The 16,296-nt window shown below is 40.0% G+C and carries 15 protein-coding genes and 1 pseudogene; all 16 read right to left on the bottom strand.

The features are described from left to right. Nucleotides 1-1,074 (bottom strand): glycoside hydrolase family 99-like domain-containing protein, encoded by a 1,074-nt coding sequence (locus CIK98_RS09080; RefSeq protein ID WP_094383919.1) that lies wholly within the window; start codon nucleotides 1,072-1,074, stop codon nucleotides 1-3. Further along, nucleotides 1,071-2,204 carry a dTDP-glucose 4,6-dehydratase gene (locus CIK98_RS09075; protein WP_094383918.1) on the bottom strand — a complete coding sequence of 378 codons (1,134 nt, stop codon included), beginning with the start codon at nucleotides 2,202-2,204 and terminating at the stop codon, nucleotides 1,071-1,073. Before CIK98_RS09075 ends, CIK98_RS09080 begins: the two co-directional genes overlap by 4 nt. 17 nt (nucleotides 2,205-2,221) lie before the next feature. Beyond that, the gene (gene rfbD / locus CIK98_RS09070) at nucleotides 2,222-3,106 is read right to left on the bottom strand and encodes a dTDP-4-dehydrorhamnose reductase (RefSeq protein WP_094383917.1); all 885 of its coding nucleotides are present in this window, start codon (nucleotides 3,104-3,106) and stop codon (nucleotides 2,222-2,224) included. A gap of 5 nt (nucleotides 3,107-3,111) precedes the next feature. Beyond that, nucleotides 3,112-4,014: a glucose-1-phosphate thymidylyltransferase RfbA gene (rfbA, locus tag CIK98_RS09065; protein ID WP_094383916.1), complete on the bottom strand. Its 903-nt coding sequence runs from the start codon at nucleotides 4,012-4,014 to the stop codon at nucleotides 3,112-3,114. Between the two features lie 86 nt (nucleotides 4,015-4,100). Further along, nucleotides 4,101-4,685: a dTDP-4-dehydrorhamnose 3,5-epimerase gene (gene rfbC, locus CIK98_RS09060; protein WP_094383915.1), complete on the bottom strand. Its 585-nt coding sequence runs from the start codon at nucleotides 4,683-4,685 to the stop codon at nucleotides 4,101-4,103. A gap of 347 nt (nucleotides 4,686-5,032) precedes the next feature. Then, nucleotides 5,033-6,274: a glycosyltransferase family 4 protein gene (locus CIK98_RS09055; RefSeq protein WP_094383914.1), complete on the bottom strand. Its 1,242-nt coding sequence runs from the start codon at nucleotides 6,272-6,274 to the stop codon at nucleotides 5,033-5,035. Further along, a complete protein-coding gene (locus CIK98_RS09050; RefSeq protein WP_094383913.1) occupies nucleotides 6,271-7,386 on the bottom strand; it encodes a polysaccharide pyruvyl transferase family protein in 1,116 nt (371 codons plus the stop codon). Before CIK98_RS09050 ends, CIK98_RS09055 begins: the two co-directional genes overlap by 4 nt. A 1-nt stretch (nucleotide 7,387) precedes the next feature. Beyond that, nucleotides 7,388-8,605: a Coenzyme F420 hydrogenase/dehydrogenase, beta subunit C-terminal domain gene (locus CIK98_RS09045; protein WP_094383912.1), complete on the bottom strand. Its 1,218-nt coding sequence runs from the start codon at nucleotides 8,603-8,605 to the stop codon at nucleotides 7,388-7,390. Next, on the bottom strand, nucleotides 8,605-9,804 hold the full coding sequence (locus CIK98_RS09040) for an O-antigen ligase (RefSeq protein ID WP_141210486.1): 1,200 nt from the start codon (nucleotides 9,802-9,804) through the stop codon (nucleotides 8,605-8,607). The genes CIK98_RS09045 and CIK98_RS09040 overlap by 1 nt, the downstream gene beginning before the upstream one ends. A gap of 110 nt (nucleotides 9,805-9,914) precedes the next feature. Beyond that, the gene (locus tag CIK98_RS09035; protein ID WP_094383910.1) at nucleotides 9,915-11,060 is read right to left on the bottom strand and encodes a polysaccharide pyruvyl transferase family protein; all 1,146 of its coding nucleotides are present in this window, start codon (nucleotides 11,058-11,060) and stop codon (nucleotides 9,915-9,917) included. After that, nucleotides 11,057-12,247 (bottom strand): Coenzyme F420 hydrogenase/dehydrogenase, beta subunit C-terminal domain, encoded by a 1,191-nt coding sequence (locus CIK98_RS09030; protein ID WP_094383909.1) that lies wholly within the window; start codon nucleotides 12,245-12,247, stop codon nucleotides 11,057-11,059. Before CIK98_RS09030 ends, CIK98_RS09035 begins: the two co-directional genes overlap by 4 nt. A 4-nt stretch (nucleotides 12,248-12,251) precedes the next feature. After that, on the bottom strand, nucleotides 12,252-13,790 hold the full coding sequence (locus tag CIK98_RS09025) for a lipopolysaccharide biosynthesis protein (RefSeq protein WP_094383908.1): 1,539 nt from the start codon (nucleotides 13,788-13,790) through the stop codon (nucleotides 12,252-12,254). Nucleotides 13,791-13,929: 139 nt separating this feature from the next. Then, nucleotides 13,930-14,061 (bottom strand): hypothetical protein, encoded by a 132-nt coding sequence (locus CIK98_RS18940; protein ID WP_256387769.1) that lies wholly within the window; start codon nucleotides 14,059-14,061, stop codon nucleotides 13,930-13,932. A gap of 179 nt (nucleotides 14,062-14,240) precedes the next feature. Further along, nucleotides 14,241-14,351, bottom strand: a pseudogene (locus CIK98_RS09020) (dTDP-4-dehydrorhamnose 3,5-epimerase family protein); the annotation flags it as partial. Between the two features lie 178 nt (nucleotides 14,352-14,529). Next, nucleotides 14,530-15,639: a sensor histidine kinase KdpD gene (locus CIK98_RS09015; protein ID WP_094383907.1), complete on the bottom strand. Its 1,110-nt coding sequence runs from the start codon at nucleotides 15,637-15,639 to the stop codon at nucleotides 14,530-14,532. Continuing rightward, nucleotides 15,636-16,226 (bottom strand): hypothetical protein, encoded by a 591-nt coding sequence (locus tag CIK98_RS09010; protein WP_141210485.1) that lies wholly within the window; start codon nucleotides 16,224-16,226, stop codon nucleotides 15,636-15,638. The genes CIK98_RS09015 and CIK98_RS09010 overlap by 4 nt, the downstream gene beginning before the upstream one ends. Nucleotides 16,227-16,296: the final 70 nt, after the last annotated feature.

Raw genomic sequence — 16,296 nt, 5'->3', positions numbered from 1 at the left:
TCAATTATACTTTTCAATTACAGCTTTTATGGCCTCCAAGTAACCTCGCCCCCACTTCTGATCTGGTTCAAGATGACAGCCCTCAGCCCACTCATTCCATGCGTTTATAAATATGAAATTCTCCTCTTTGCTAAACGGTGTAAAAGTGTGGTACAAGTGATCTAACCATCTTCTAAAATCAGAAGGGTTGGCATTTCTTAATGCTTGAAATGGCTGCCCAACTCTTCGACAGGCGTTATCCCAACTTGGACATAATGAGGGGTATCGCTTGTAGTCTATAGTGTTCTTCTTATTAATCTGAAAATTCACATAAGGACCGTATGGAGTCATCTCATTAAATCTTGTTTTCCAACCGAATTTTCTACCCATCTTCAACAGTGGATTATATTTTCTGTCAAAGCCCTCCTTATTTTGAGGTTGAAACTCAACATATGCATCTGCTCGTCTGTATTTCTTTCCCCATTCACCAGAAGCCTCAAATGCACACATGTAAAGTTCAAATCCATTCTCTTTAGCCAAAGCCTGCCATGTCTCAACGAATTTGTTGTAATCGGGCATTAGCGAAGCCTTATAGACACAGAATACAGGTTTACCATTTACTCTTATATATCTTTCATCCTTAAAGTATGGCAAGAGATATTTAAAGTGTTCTATGTCATCTTCTTTGGAATAGTTTTGCGATATCAGTGTTTCATTATATCCTCCAGCCCAATTCCTGTGCCAGTCCTCATTGGCCCAACAGAACATGAATGGCAAATCCTCTTCTTTGTTTGCCAACTTCGCTTCTACAGGTTTTTCCATAATAAGATGACCATTGAACCAATAGTGATAGTAGCAAAAGCCATCTATTCCATATTCCTTGGCCAGTTTCTCCTGCTCCATCCTACATTCCTTAAGTCTTAAATCATAAAAACCTAAATCAGCGGGAAGGTGGGGCTGATAGTGACCTCGAAACCTTGGCTTAGCTTTGGTGACATTCCTCCACTCTGTAAACCCTTTTCCCCACCATTCATCATTTTCGGGAAATGGATAAAACTGGGGCAAGTGTATTGCTATAACTCTCTTGTCTTTCATTTATTATACATATTCTCGTAATACTTCTGATAGTCGCCGCTTGTCACGTTGTCAAGCCACTCTTGGTTTTCGAGATACCACTTCACTGTCTTCTCGATACCCTCCTCGAACTGCAGGCTGGGCTCCCAACCGAGCTCTCTCTGCAACTTTGTTGAGTCGATGGCATAGCGGGCGTCATGTCCAAGTCGGTCAGTGACGTAGGTGATAAGGTCCATGTCCTCGCCTTCCTTGCGTCCGAGCAGACGGTCAACGGTGTTGATCACCACCTTGATGATGTCGATGTTCTTCCACTCGTTGAATCCGCCGATGTTGTAGGTCTCAGCCACCTTGCCCTCATGGAAGATGAGGTCGATGGCGCGGGCATGATCCACTACATACAACCAGTCGCGCACGTTCTCACCCTTGCCATATACCGGCAATGGCTTGCGGTTGCGGATATTGTTGATGAACAACGGGATGAGCTTCTCGGGGAACTGATACGGACCGTAGTTGTTCGAGCAGTTGGTGACGATAGTTGGCATTCCGTATGTGTCGTGGAAGGCACGCACAAAGTGGTCTGAACCGGCCTTTGATGCCGAATAGGGAGAATGAGGATTATACTTGGTTGTCTCCAGGAAGAAGTCTTCTCCGTAAGCCTCATGATGCTGTGATGAAGAAGCCTTGGTGGTGAAGGGCGGTTCGATACCCTCGGGATGAGTCATCGACAGTGCTCCATACACCTCGTCTGTAGAGATATGGTAGAAGCGCTTGCCCTCGTATTTCTCAGGCAGTGACTCCCAATAGAGCTTTGCTGCCTGCAGCAGAGAGAGCGTACCCATCACGTTGGTGCGTGCGAAAGTAAAGGGGTCTTTAATTGAGCGGTCCACATGGCTCTCGGCAGCGAGATGGATGATACCGTCAATCTTCTCGTCCTGCATCAGCTGATAGAAAGCATCGAAGTCGCAGATGTCCATCTTGACGAACTTATAATTTGGTTTGTCCTCGATGTCCTTGAGATTGGCAAGATTACCAGCGTATGTAAGTTTGTCTAAGTTGATGATGTTATACTCTGGGTATTTGTTCACGAAGAGGCGAACGACATGCGAGCCGATAAATCCGGCTCCGCCAGTGATAACTATATTTCTTTTCATAATTGTCTTGCTTTTTTCTATTTCTTATTAATGTTGTTGATACACTTCTTTAATGAGTCCGTCCAATACGGCACTTTGATTCCAAAGGTTTCCTTGATTTTGGTCTTGTCAAGCACGGAATAACTTGGACGAGTAACGGGACTTGGGAACTCGTCGGAATGACAAGGCTGAATATCGCATGATGTCTGACCGCTATACTCTGCTATCATCTTCGTAAAGTCATACCATGAGCATACTCCCTCGTTGCTATAGTGATAAACTCCTTCTACGGGGTTCTTGAGAGTTGCAATAATGGCAGTTGCCAAGTCCCAAGCATACGTAGGAGTGCCGCATTGGTCAAACACTACCTTCAACTGCGGTTTTGTGGAAGTAAGGTTGAGCATGGTCTTACAGAAATTCTTGCCAAACTCCGAATATAACCAAGCAGTACGGATGATTATGTACTTGCATCCTGTGGCAATAATCTTCTGTTCGCCAAGGAGCTTAGTAGCACCATACACTCCTGTTGGTGTTCCTTTCTGATCTTCCTTGCAAGGTGTATTATAGGGTTCCTTGCCAAACACATAATCTGTGGAAATCTGCACAAGCCATCCGTCAACCTCCTTCATCGCCTTGGCAAGATTCTCGGGAGCAGTAGCATTAAGTTTCTCAACCAACGAATATTTCTCTGGGTCTTCCGCCCCATCCACGTTAGTCCATGCAGCACAGTTGACGATAGCGTTCACATCATTTTCAGCTACGATCTTGCGCACAGCATCCAAGTCGGTAATATCAAGGTAAGTGGTCTCAATTCCCTCCACCTGATTTACGTCCGTGAAGATGTACTTATCTTCGCTTTGCTTGCTAATGATTCTCATCTCGTTTCCAAGCTGACCATTAGCGCCTGTAACTAATATATTCATCGTCCTTAAAGATTAGCTTTTCCTGTTCTTTCCACTTCTTCAACAACCTGCAAAAGATATTGTCCGTACTGGTTCTTCAACATCGGCTTGGCGAGTTCTCGCATCTTGTCGGCAGTAATCCATCCCTTGCGGAAGGCGATGCCTTCAAGACAGGCAACCTTCAAACCCTGACGTTTCTCCAATACCTCTATATATGTAGAAGCCTCAGATAGTGAATCATGCGTACCTGTGTCGAGCCATGCGAAGCCACGGCCTAAAGTCTGTACCTTCAGCTCTCCATCTTCGAGGAATCGCTGATTAACTGTTGTTATCTCATATTCTCCTCTTGCTGATGGCTTGATGGTCTTTGCCACATCTACCACTTTGTTGGGATAGAAGTACAGGCCGACTACTGCATAATTGCTCTTTGGATGCTCTGGCTTTTCCTCAATGCTAAGACAATTGCCGTCTGCATCAAACTCAGCCACTCCATATCTTTCGGGATCGCTTACCCAATATCCAAAGACAGTAGCCTTCTTGTCTTCCTCGGCAGTGCGTACAGCTTCTATCAGCATATTCGTCAAGCCTGCCCCCTGGAAGATATTATCACCAAGCACAAGACATGCAGCATCATCACCAATAAAGTCTGCACCTATAGTGAATGCCTGTGCGAGACCATCGGGTGATGGTTGCTCGGCATACTCGAACTTAACTCCGAAATCACTACCATCGCCAAGCAGTCGCTTGAATCCTGGCAAATCAAATGGAGTACTGATTATCAATATCTCACGGATGCCGGCGAGCATCAACACAGAGATAGGATAATAAATCATCGGTTTGTCGAAAATGGGAATCAGCTGCTTGCTGATGCCTTTGGTGATGGGGTACAACCTGGTACCACTGCCACCGGCTAATACTATACCTTTCATATATTTATCTTAACGTATCTCCACCATTCAGACTTACCTGAAAAGTTGCTCATTAAAAACAGGCAGTATCTGAACAGTGAAGATGATTAGTACAACTTGTCGTTTATATCAAAGTCAAGCACTGCATCCTTTAGACATGCATGCTTCAAGTCTTTCTCGCTGAGTATCGCTTTCTCCATCGGTATGCGCCAGTCAATACCAAGGGATTCGTCCTTGATATTGATGCCGCCATCGGCCTCGGGGTGATAGAACTCGTCGCACTTGTATTGGAAAACGGCGGTTTCGGAGAGAACGGCGAAGCCATGTGTAAAGCCTCTTGGGATAAAAAACTGACGATGATTGTCTTCTGTCAATTCTACTGCCACATGCTGCCCGAATGTCGGCGAGCCTTTACGGATGTCAACGGCTACGTCAAGGACAGCGCCTTTGACACATCGCACGAGTTTGCTCTGCGTATAGGGCATACGCTGATAGTGAAGACCTCGCATCACACCGTATGATGACATCGACTCGTTGTCTTGCACAAAGTTGATACTATGCCCAAGGATGGGCGTTACTTTCTCGTCAAATTCCCGCTGAGAGAAGCTCTCGAAGAAATAGCCACGGGAGTCTTTGAAGACACGGGGCTCAATAATGAGCACACCGGGGATATTTGTTTTAATAATTTCCATAAAAAGTTGATAACTGATTAATGACTATGATTATTGATTACTGATTCCCAATCACACCGTCTTCGCCCACTTAGTATATACCCCCTTGTTCTTGGTATATAGCTGGCAGATACCACCTTCTCATCATGCGCTCTCCTCCACCGCAAAGAAATGGCAATAATGACAGTCATGAAGAGCTCGTGATAGAGGTTTGACAGCTCGGTGTCGTAATGCAAAGCATTGGCTTACAGGAGTGAGAGCTGTGCATCAAGGGAGAGTATGGTGGTGGAGGGGATGGGCATGATTGAATACGATTTTATAATTATATGCTTTTCTTAAAGCGAAATTTCAGTTGTATAATAATCTTTTCATTGTTTTACCAAATCCTTATAACATTTCAATAACTGGTTCATGATATTCTCTGGATTATGCCTTTCAAGGGCATGCTGACGAGAATTCTTAGAGTATCGCATCATGCGCTCATTGTCTTTTGATAATTCAATTATTGCATTTGCTATCTGCCATGGATCGTTGGCTGGAAGCAAGTCTCCTTCCTCACCATTGCACACTAATGTAGAAATGCCTCCTACCATAGTTGAAACAATCGGCATTCCAACAAGTTGCGCCTCGCAAATGGAATTAGGACTGTTCTCGATATAAGCCGTATGCACATACATTGTTGAATTGCACATCATGTCTATCAATTGTTCTGGCGTACAGAAACCAAGAATATTGATATTATTGTCAGCATATCTCAATCCCTCTTTCTTCTCAACTATCTCTTTTAGCTCACTGCTCAAGCCGCCAGCCACATTCCATTCGAAGTCCACTCCAGCTTCTTTAAGCGCATGGGCTGTCTTTAGCATTACATCGATACCCTTCCAAAACGAGCTGCAACCAGTTGACAACAATCGAAGTTTCCCTCCGTTAGGGCAGCTCCATAGCTTTGTGTTTTCGAGGAACGTTGGTCTCAAGGCCTCCTCTACATGATGATAAGTACTACCCTTAGTAAGCGTATTCACCAAAGCCTTATCCCACGAGGTTCTTCCCATATAGTGTTTAACACACTTCCATGTCCTCTCCTCCATCTCTAAGCGAGATTTGTCTTTATAATAACCATTCAATCTATGCCAATCTTTGCGCAAGTTCCATCCTGCCGCTCTTACAAAAGTATATCCGTTATACTTCGGAGGATAAAGGGCATTGTTGTATGGAATAATACTTCCTTGGATATGTATAACAAGAGGTATGTCAGTATATTGAGCCAACAGTCCAAAAGGCCATTCATTGCCGAAGACATGAATTATATCTGGCTGATATTCCTCAATTACTTTTCTGCCGAGAGGAATAACCTTATCCTCATTCACTTTCCACGTCCAATTGCTTAATTTTCGTTCAGCAAAAGAATAGTGGGTGATCATAGGAATGTAAGTCACTCCATCTATCACCTTCACCTTCGCATCAGGCTCCTCTGTCTCAAATGCAATATATAGCTCGATTTCACGACAATCTTTAACTATATGTTCAAGAGCATCTTGCCATCCGCACACTACTCTACCATCGTCCTTATATCTTGACGGAGTAGATATTTCAAACCAAAGTACTTTCATCTTCTTATATGTTTTATCAACCACGAAATAGACTCTTTTCTTTTAGCCTCCAATAGAGGCTTGATATTGTCGTAGTCGATATGTTTTGACACATCTATTTGCTTTATATCATTTATATATCTTGAAGACAAACCAACCATATCCAAGAAATCTTTCATCCTTGAGCTATTGCCATAGCCTAATAATGGTATCGTATAGAAATCACGCTGGAATATTGTGCTGAAAGCCGTAGCATGAAATGAATTGGATAAAACCATATCTGCATCGTTTATCCATTCTAAAAATTCTATTGGACCACAATTTCTCAATACCTTTGATATGTATGGTTTATCGCTATTGAAAGAATAGACATCAAGACCTCTTTCCATGGCAATCTTTTGGGCAATCTCATCTATTCTAGGGTCTTTCGTAGAAAAATCATACACCAACAAATATTTACCTTTATGCTGTTTCTTGATAACTTTTTTCCATTCTTCTTTGTTTAGTAAGAAAACAGGATCAAGGACATTGGTTGCTTCAAATCCAAATTCATTTGCAATCTTAACTCCAGATTGTTCCCTTACAGATATAGAACGGAAATTTGATAATCCTTTCTTTACGAACTCATGATGTTCACTTGGTATAGACGTTAACGCAAAACTTGCCGCATAAGAAATACATTTATTCTTGTCTTTTTCAAACATGCAATAATAGGCGGGATCTAATCCGTTCAGAAATGCAGTATTCCAAATTTGATCGCTTCCAGCTATATACAAATCAGCTTTAGGTTTGTTGTTTATTAACTCTTCAATGCTTTTATATGATTGTTTCGTACACGACAATTTATTCTTCTTGAATGATTTGAATCTGTATATCTTCAAGAGTTCCTTAAGCCATTTCCTATGTTGAATCAATGCAAAGATTGGTTTAAAGAAAGGCAGTTTGACACCAAGTCTTCCAATAAAACCTAATTCACAGATTTTCAACCATTCATAAAAGTGCTTATAGGTAGGTAGATAGTCAATAATCTCAACTTGATGACCACGTCCTACAAGAAACTGTTGTAATGCGTATGCTTGCAATGATGCTCCAAAATTATACACATCATGACAAGTTATCGTTTTTATTCTCATATTATTTGCATAATTTCTTAATGATATTCTTGATTGTCCTTAGAGGGTGCTTGATGCGCTGGATATTCCTTCTGCGTTTGTCTTCTTGGATTACCAGTTGATACACACCTTGAATATCTGTTGCTGAATTGGCTAAGGCGTTCTTGATAGATGTATGTAATTTGCTGATAGATGTGCAGGTTTTCATTTGACCTTCAGCAACCACATCAAATGGTAATTCTTCCAACTCGCAGTTACACCGTTGCAAAAGTTCATTGCCCTTCTCCGTAAATGCGATAGCTGCGCTCACTCCTTTCTCGTCTTCCTTGTAGTGACTGCCCCAAGCATCACCAATGCGGATGTCTGCTGATGACTGGTCATACTTGTATTTGCATTTCTCGTAACACGCCTTGCCGAGGCACGCATCGCTTAGGAACAAGCGGTAGAACATGTCGCCTTGCGACAGTCGGCTGTTTAAGAAACTTTTTTTCCCCCTTATTAACAAGTTGTAACTTTCGTGCCAGTTTACTGGCTTGCCATGCTCTGTTCCGTCAATTGCCATAGCCCATGAGTCGTGCCATCCCGTGAACTTATTGCGCCATGAGACGTAAGTCAGTTTTCCCACCTTTGTCTCTGCCCATTTCACGTATTTGTCCCACATCAGTTTTGATGGGACACCATGACAAAAGAAGTCCATCAACACGAAGTTGTCCTCCTTCTTGAACTTCTGGAGATAACGACGGAATGAGTCAATCTGACAGGGAGTTCCAGTGACGAGATACTTCAGTTTGCGGTCGATAGCCTTGAAGCCGTCAACCGTATAGCTCTGGATATACTTTGAACCGATGGATGGTATCAGTTCTTCAACAGTAGTTGCGATATAATGCTCCGCCCTGTTAGCCTCGGCATTGTACATCACACCGCAGACTTTATACCCATTGCCAATAAGCGTGCGTCCGAGTTCGAATCCCACGCCGCCGCTGCTGCACTTTCTGCGCACAGCTTCATCCTTACTCCATGCACCATAACTCTTGATGCATCTATCCTTTAGCGACAAGTCATCATGAGAGTAGGCACAGACATCGAGACATAATCCGCAACTGGTACATTTCGATTCATCCGTGATTCTAGGTTCGTAGAACCCGTCACCATTCAGCTCAATGGTGATAATCTGCTTTGCACAGACCGTGGCGCATACGCCACATCCGTAACAATCGTGTATGTTTGATATATTATTCATTACTTTATTTTAATCAAACCCAATACATTAATTTTTATTCTTTTCCCTACATTTTCGAAAATATAATCATCCGTTGCCTTTACTAATATTGAAATCCAAAATATTGGATAGACCTCGTTTATATCAATAAATGCAGAAATTATCTTTCCTATCAAAATTGCAATAGGAATAAACATGATCACCCTATACTTTCGATTCTTATATAGATACCAAATCATTTGGATATTAAACAATCCGTAGGCTAAGAAACCAAACAATCCCCTGTCAATCATAATGATGTAAATACAACTCTCTGCTCCTAATAATTGGGCATTCTTTTGCATAGCTTGACCAACAGCACCAATACCGTTTCCAAATAAAGGGTGACGAATATAATAATTGTATGCTGCCTGGAACTGTGATTGTCTCAATTCAATGCTACTACCGCCTGCTTCATCACTATGGATAAAGCTATCTATAATTTCATCAAAAAGCTCTTGATTATTAAAATAAACAACTGCAATAATCACAAGTAGCAACATAATGTACTTGAACTTTGACGCATAATTTAATATTAATGGCAACAAACCAATACAGACGGCTGTATAAACGGATCTTGTACCTGATGAAATAACTCCAATCAATAATAACGCACATAGAATATAAGACAATAACGCAAAAGTAAACCTACGATAATAAGTAGCATATAAAAATGCAATCATTGTAAATCCGCAAGCCACTCCATAAGTACTGCACCATGCAGTTAGAGATCTGCATCTATACATTCCAAATCTAATATAATCATCACGAACTTCTGCAAATGTCATTATATTCTGTGATTCCAAATATAGAGCCACAGGGTTAAAACCCATATATAATTCATATAGTCCAATGGATATTATTATTATTGTAAAAATCGAAAGGTTAATTAATAGAAACCTCCAATATCGATTTATTTTATCCTTAGCCATCCAGGAAACTAATGGATAAAGAAAAAAAGCGATTATAGAGCCAACATTTCCAATTTTCAAACTAAATCCTGCAAGAACAAATGAAAGGATTAACAATGCATACGTTTTACAGAATGGGAATTCACGTATATTTATATCTCCTGTTCGTATTTTGTGAAAAAAAACGAGTAATGCGATATAAGAAGTCAATCCCCAAACATTGTAATCATTTCCGACATTGAAATTCATCAAAACAAGTGACCATATCATTATGAACACGCAAGTCTTATAGAATGATTTCACCAGAAAAAATGACAATGCAAATAAACACAAATAACCAATCATGCTACTTTTCTTAATTTATAAATAATTATCGGGAACTATAAATATTGAGACAGAAAGGAAGCTGCCCTTTTATACTCTGCATTAATCTGTAGCACCACAGAATCCCTATCAATCACTTTAGATGATAACAAAGAGTAATCATCGTTTAAATCAACATTAAGTAAATGATCATTCAAGTTATACGTCTCAAGCAAATCTATTATTCTGCTTCCTCTATGGTTATCAGGGGATATATATGTGTAAAAATTCTTAGCACCCATAATTAAAGAAAACACTGTACAATGAAAAGAATCTGTTATTACCATTTCCGCATTTGCAATATACCCAAGGAATTCTTTGGGACCGGCATCCTTCACAGATTCATAACTTCCGTCTGGAAAATCTGGTTGTATTTGACCTAAAACGAAGATATTCAATCCACTTTCATTGCCCAATTTTCTGCAATAATTTATTATTGTTGGATTATACTGTAATGTAAACACCAATATATACCCCTTTTGGGCAGGCATAACGGCTATTGATTTCCAATAGTCAGGACTTAGAAGAAATGTGGGATCTGCAACCTGTTCTATATGTTTATGCGGTAACAGTTTCTGAAGAAGACTTTGGGCTTGTTTTTCCCTAACACAAATACTGTCGTATGAATCTAACCAAGTTTTAAAGTCGTTTTCTTCGTTCTCACGTAATTCTGTTATACCAATGCTGGTAGCAAAAGATATTTTTTTCCCTTGCCCCTGAGGTACAAACGTAAGAAAATAAGGTTCTAAACAATAAATCTGTGTAGGATTCCATAATTGGTCACTGCCTGAAATGTATAAGTCATATTTTGGAGGATTTGCATAAAGTTCATCTATACCTCTATATGGACGTGATAACTTAATAACCGAGTTGAATTCTGTGAATTTTGACAATGCTACCTCAGAATATAGGTTTGATACTTTCGGTTTAATTCCAAAAAGTGACCTTACCATCGATTTAACACAGTTCTTTTTACTTTGTTTTTTTCTTCTATAAGCTACATATTTCTTACTTGGTACATAGTCCTTATATGCTACTGGCCTATGTAAATCTATTATCTCCACATCATGACCTTGTTGTTTTAAATATTTGTACAATGCATAGGATTGGAGACAAGCTCCATAGTTTGGAGAGTTGTGTATTGTAATAATTCCTATTTTCATTTTATTCCAATGATTTTTATGATTTTCTTAACGGCACATTTTGGTAGTGCCATTATTCTGTTAATCTTTTCTTCTCTCATGTATTTATTTTGCGCACGCTTTATCGCCTTTTCGAAATCGCCATGATACTTTTCTATATCCTCTTCAAACATCTTTCTGTATTTGGTCTTCAAGGAAGGATGCCTCAACTGTGCCTCACCCTTGAACGGTTCTTCCAAAGGTCTTTCTTCCGCAAAGATTCTCTTTTCTGCAATAAGCCTATCTACAAAGTCTCTTCCTTTCTCATTATTTACAAGAATAAGTGAGACTTTCTTGGCATCGTATGCCGCTGGCTTGACGAGACCCAACCCATGATAGTCGGCAATGGTGATGTCTGCGTTACGTTCCGGCTTAGCAAATCGGCAATGATAGCAGTTCTCACGATAGGAAACTGCCCTGTGATAGCCGAATTGATAAGTATCGCCATCCTTCGTGCGCTTGGCGTAAAACAGCTTGTTATCAGCGTTATATAATGTAAATGTAAATGTATATGTATATGTATATGGGTCGCGAAATGACATGCGTTTCGCGATGTCTCCTGCCTCTTTATTCAGTTTGTCTATATGTTGTCTGAGATAAGAGACTGGTGTCGTGCCATGGCACACGACTTCAACGAGCAAAAGATGTTCTGCATTTCCATAGATTTTTCGCATTGCAGCCACTTGACATGGCAATCCGATAAAAAGAACTTTCTGTTGGTTTCTTATCGCATTCTTGACTAAAGGAAAAACATCGTATGCACTGCTGAAAACATATTTCGAGTTCTTGAACTTTTCGATAGCCTTGATTGATGCAGCCATTTCATGTTTGACGCAGAAATCCTCTTGTTGTGCGGCTCCAATAATCTTGTAACTATTATCAGCAGCCAATTTATACATCTCTGCTGCAATGCCTCCTGATGCGGAAGTCCTACGTTCTTCGTCATCCAAAGACCATGCTGCGTATGCCTTCTGAGACTGAGATGGCAGAACCTCATTAAGTACAGGACATACCTTTTCACAGGCATGGCAACCAACACATGAGCTTTCATCTATATGGGGGAGAATGGTGCCAATCTTGTTCTCCTGCATAGTGATGCAGCCTTTCGGACACTTGAAAGCACATGCTCCGCAGCCAGTACAGGCGTTAGAATTTGCCAATTTTACCATTTTATCAATTTTTCTTGTGCAATATTTTTTTGTTAATAACCTCCCACACGAATTGCTTTTCCTTATAATCCATACCAATGAAATAGATTCCCACAATACTTGAAAGAAGTGAAATCAAGCATACCATAACCACAGAGATAAAACTCTCTTCCAGCATGAGATGCGCTGCAAGAGGAAGTATGAGGGATATGGCACAGACCATCAAGCAAGTGCCGAATACCTTGACGATATACTCCATAACAGGAAATTCCATCAATCGTCGCACTATCCACAGTCTCATGAAAAGGCATATTACTGCAATTGCCAAAGAGATATAGAATACCATGAGCGGTGAATACCCAAGTTTAAGAAATATGTATGAGATGGGAACATTCAAGATGGTCATTGTACCGACTGAAGATTGGTATAGTCTGATATTTCCAGTGGCATGGGCAGCTGTCATCAGGGGAGTTGCCATACAATCAACTGCTGATATAGCGATAATCAACCTTGTGAAAGGTACGACATATTCAGGAAGTTGACCAAGCCACAAATTGACGATATACGGAGCCTCAATAATGATGGGCAATGAGATGAGCATTATCAGATAAAATGACAATTTTGAACTGCGGAAAATCAGTTTCTGCATTTCCCCCATATTGCCCTGTGCATAATACTTCGTAATCTGCGGGCGTACTGCCGTATAGAAATTCGTGAAGAACTGTGTGATGGCTGCATTGATTTGGAAGGCTATACCACGTGCAGCATTTACAGCAGGGTTAAAGAACATGTTGAGAAGTATATTCAGTCCTTGCCCCTTGACAATGCCCGACAAAGACCCAAAGAGATTCCAACCTGAATACGAGACAAGCTCTTTGAACAATGGCTTTTCCCAATACCAACAGTATCGAGTTTCTACAAACTTCCTCATGCAATATCCTATATATATGCCTGTGACTATGAAATGGCTGACCATGAACAGGAAACCGTATGATATGAGTCTGTCTGCAGGCAGAATCAATATCAAATATACTATCACCAATTTCAAAATCACCTCAATGATACCGACGTACGCATAGACATTCATGCGTTCGTGTGCTATTATGGCGGCATTGTAAGGCATCGTTATCAAGGATGATATACATGAAAGAATAGAGAACTGATATATCCAGTTTGCTGCAGCCATACGTTCCTGAGGAATGACAAGCTGTGTATTCAAGAACCAGAGGCCGATAGTTTCAGCCAGCACAACCAAAACAATGGACAGGAGAACGAAAATTGTAAGGCAAAGACTAAATGTCTGTTTTAACCTCACCATATCACCTCGACCAAGTTCAAAGGTGAGGTATCGTTGTGTTGATACGGACATTGCTCCATTAAGCACACCCATCATAGCCACAATACCTCCAACAACATTATATATTCCATAGTCCTCTACTCCCAATGCAGACAGCACGACACGCGACGTGAATAACGTCACAGCCATAATGAAGAACATGCGGAAATAGAGAAGAAGGGTGTTCTTCGCTATACGTTTATTATTTGATGATGATTCTGTAGACATTATAATTGATGACAGATTATTGATTGCTGATTACTAATTGCTGATTACTACAGAAATAACTTGAATATCTCTTTGTCCGCAAGCGGACTTGTGTGGGTAAACAGCAATTTCCATAAATGACCAGCAATTAACAAAAATATTAATATTCCTCGTCATCGTCTGATACCTTAATTGCTCTTCGTATCTCATATATCATGATGAAGACACCAAAGAGGAAGAGGATGGCGATGAGGGAGAATATGCGGGGATGATGTGATATGATGTTAATCATAAATGACTGATGATTGATTTCTGATTCACACTTCACGCCGTATAATGACATTGGATCGTTGTCTTGTACGAGTGGATACTATGCCCAAGAATGGGCGTTACTTTTTGACCTTCGGTCTTCCTCCTCCTTGCAAGGCAAAGTTCAAACAAGTTTGACTCTGCTCTTGCTTCATTCGTCGGTTCATCGAATTCCCTCTGAGAGAAGCTCTCGAAGAAGTAACCGCGGGAGTCTTTGAAAACTCGCGGCTCAATGATGAGCACGCCAGGGATTGATGTTTTTATTATTTCCATTACTTATTGGATATAGGGTTGTGAATATGTGGGTTGTGAGTTTTGCAAAATTATCAAACGATTGTCTACAGTCTTGCCAAATATTGTCATTGACAAAATGTTCGCATAGCATTGCGTGTCTAGCATATTTGCACTCCTGTGAACCTGCTTTGCAAGTGCTCTGTCTATGTGTTCTTTTTCAGAAAATTAAATTATCGAACACTAAACGCACACCAAAAGTACAGTACTTATCTCCATCAAAGAACTTCATATCTCTTGTATATACTTGCAGTTTCACATCATTAGATACGCAGATTTGTTTCAACAGATACATTCCTATGCCTTGCCCTTTTGTTTTGCGTGCCTTTATAACTCTGAGTCCTCGATATCCCCGTTCAAACAATTTGTCTTTTTCTATTGTTTCCACAAATGGTCCCCAATTCTCTATAGACACTGTTAGTTGGTTCATTTGTTTATCCTCATTAAATATAATGTGTACAGTCTCATTAATTGGAGAGTATTTTATGGCATTTTCAATGATTATGAAAAATGCAATCTCCAGCATAGAAGAAGCAGAATACATGCCGTATGATTTACCTTCCATAATCACATTTAGACCTTTACTTGTTTTATCTGGATACAAGCACTTATATACTTTCTCAAATTTTCTATAGATATGGACATCTGTTTTTCCTGCTCCAAGCATCAGCTGGGGATTCATCATATAGTCATAGAAACCAAGGCGGATAGAAAGAAGGTTCGTGTTGCCATACATTGTCTGTATTATATTCCAAATATGACTGTCATCAGATTCTAATGACTCTTGCAAGTTCTCTATTGAAGTTTTTAACTGATTGTTGATTTTCCGAACCTCATGCATTGTATCTTCAAGGAACATCTGAAGTTCTGCCACCTTTACGTTGCGCATCTCTGCATCCTGCTTTATGCTATTTTCTGAGGACATAAGTAAATGTGTAAACTCAGTTTCTTGACAAAATGACTGATACTGTTTTTTTGAAAGTCTTATTACATTATCAAACTTTGCATATTTCCTCTCAACATCTTTTTTAGGATTTACTCCTTCTATTGATAATCCAATAAAGAAAACAGGATTTTCTTCCAGTTGGAACTTTTGAACAGCAAAGCCATACGGGCATGTAAATATCTTATTCGAATCACTTATGCTATTATAGAATTCTGCACATTTTGGCCGTAATGTTTTGCAAAAAGTTGGACATCTGAAAAGAGTCCCATCATGCGATTCTGACAGATTTTCACAAAGTCTATGAGGAAAGGGTATATGTATCATACTGTTGCAGAAAATGGCAAAAGGACGATTCCAGCAACTAATGAATGGATTATTCCTGTTATATTGCTGTCAATATTTTTTTTACAATTATCTGACGGGAACTTTGAGAAATCCCCTTTATTATCTAATATTACTTCTACATACTCATGTTCCATCTTTTCTAATACAGATGTGGGCACATCATTTTCTATCATAGTTTTAGCAATCCTTTGCCATATTTGCTTTGGATTTGTTACTTTTCTGATTAGAGTATCAATATCTTCAGACCAATCATCACAAGTTTGATCTTTTTGAATGATATTCATTCCTTGAATCAATTCTGTCATCTCAGTGTTATAGAGTTTGCCAGAATAGACAGCAAATTCCTTCATCGGGTACTTTTTGCGAAGTTGATTAAGCAAGAAAGCACCCTCTTGAGGAGACCCAAGTTTCACGCCTACCCCAGAAACGTCGCTTATAATGATATGAAATGCCTGTGCAGCCTCTAATGACTCAAGATCATCATACTTTTGTATATTGTATCCTAATCTTCTCAATCCATTCTCTTTAGTAAAATCCTCATTATCAATAATCAGAATTTTTACCATACTTCTGTCTTTTTCGCTCAAAATACTTTTTGGATTCTTAAGATCCTGGATTGTATATCGTTGCTGTAAA

It is taken from the genome of Prevotella sp. P2-180 (assembly GCF_002251435.1).
Classification (GTDB): Bacteria; Bacteroidota; Bacteroidia; order Bacteroidales; family Bacteroidaceae; genus Prevotella.
The sequence above is the reverse complement of the archived record's forward strand: the minus strand, read 5'-3'. Positions and strand labels throughout refer to the sequence as shown.

What these genes read in the sequence shown, in the direction of transcription:
- CIK98_RS09080 (WP_094383919.1), bottom strand. Translation starts at nt 1,074, where the DNA reads ATGAAAGACAAGAGAGTTATAGCAATACACTTGCCCCAGTTTTATCCA.
- CIK98_RS09075 (WP_094383918.1), bottom strand. Translation starts at nt 2,204, where the DNA reads ATGAAAAGAAATATAGTTATCACTGGCGGAGCCGGATTTATCGGCTCG.
- rfbD (WP_094383917.1), bottom strand. Translation starts at nt 3,106, where the DNA reads ATGAATATATTAGTTACAGGCGCTAATGGTCAGCTTGGAAACGAGATG.
- rfbA (WP_094383916.1), bottom strand. Translation starts at nt 4,014, where the DNA reads ATGAAAGGTATAGTATTAGCCGGTGGCAGTGGTACCAGGTTGTACCCC.
- rfbC (WP_094383915.1), bottom strand. Translation starts at nt 4,685, where the DNA reads ATGGAAATTATTAAAACAAATATCCCCGGTGTGCTCATTATTGAGCCC.
- CIK98_RS09055 (WP_094383914.1), bottom strand. Translation starts at nt 6,274, where the DNA reads ATGAAAGTACTTTGGTTTGAAATATCTACTCCGTCAAGATATAAGGAC.
- CIK98_RS09050 (WP_094383913.1), bottom strand. Translation starts at nt 7,386, where the DNA reads ATGAGAATAAAAACGATAACTTGTCATGATGTGTATAATTTTGGAGCA.
- CIK98_RS09045 (WP_094383912.1), bottom strand. Translation starts at nt 8,605, where the DNA reads ATGAATAATATATCAAACATACACGATTGTTACGGATGTGGCGTATGC.
- CIK98_RS09040 (WP_141210486.1), bottom strand. Translation starts at nt 9,804, where the DNA reads ATGATATGGTCACTTGTTTTGATGAATTTCAATGTCGGAAATGATTAC.
- CIK98_RS09035 (WP_094383910.1), bottom strand. Translation starts at nt 11,060, where the DNA reads ATGAAAATAGGAATTATTACAATACACAACTCTCCAAACTATGGAGCT.
- CIK98_RS09030 (WP_094383909.1), bottom strand. Translation starts at nt 12,247, where the DNA reads ATGGTAAAATTGGCAAATTCTAACGCCTGTACTGGCTGCGGAGCATGT.
- CIK98_RS09025 (WP_094383908.1), bottom strand. Translation starts at nt 13,790, where the DNA reads ATGTCTACAGAATCATCATCAAATAATAAACGTATAGCGAAGAACACC.
- CIK98_RS18940 (WP_256387769.1), bottom strand. Translation starts at nt 14,061, where the DNA reads ATGATTAACATCATATCACATCATCCCCGCATATTCTCCCTCATCGCC.
- CIK98_RS09015 (WP_094383907.1), bottom strand. Translation starts at nt 15,639, where the DNA reads ATGATACATATACCCTTTCCTCATAGACTTTGTGAAAATCTGTCAGAA.
- CIK98_RS09010 (WP_141210485.1), bottom strand. Translation starts at nt 16,226, where the DNA reads ATGGTAAAAATTCTGATTATTGATAATGAGGATTTTACTAAAGAGAAT.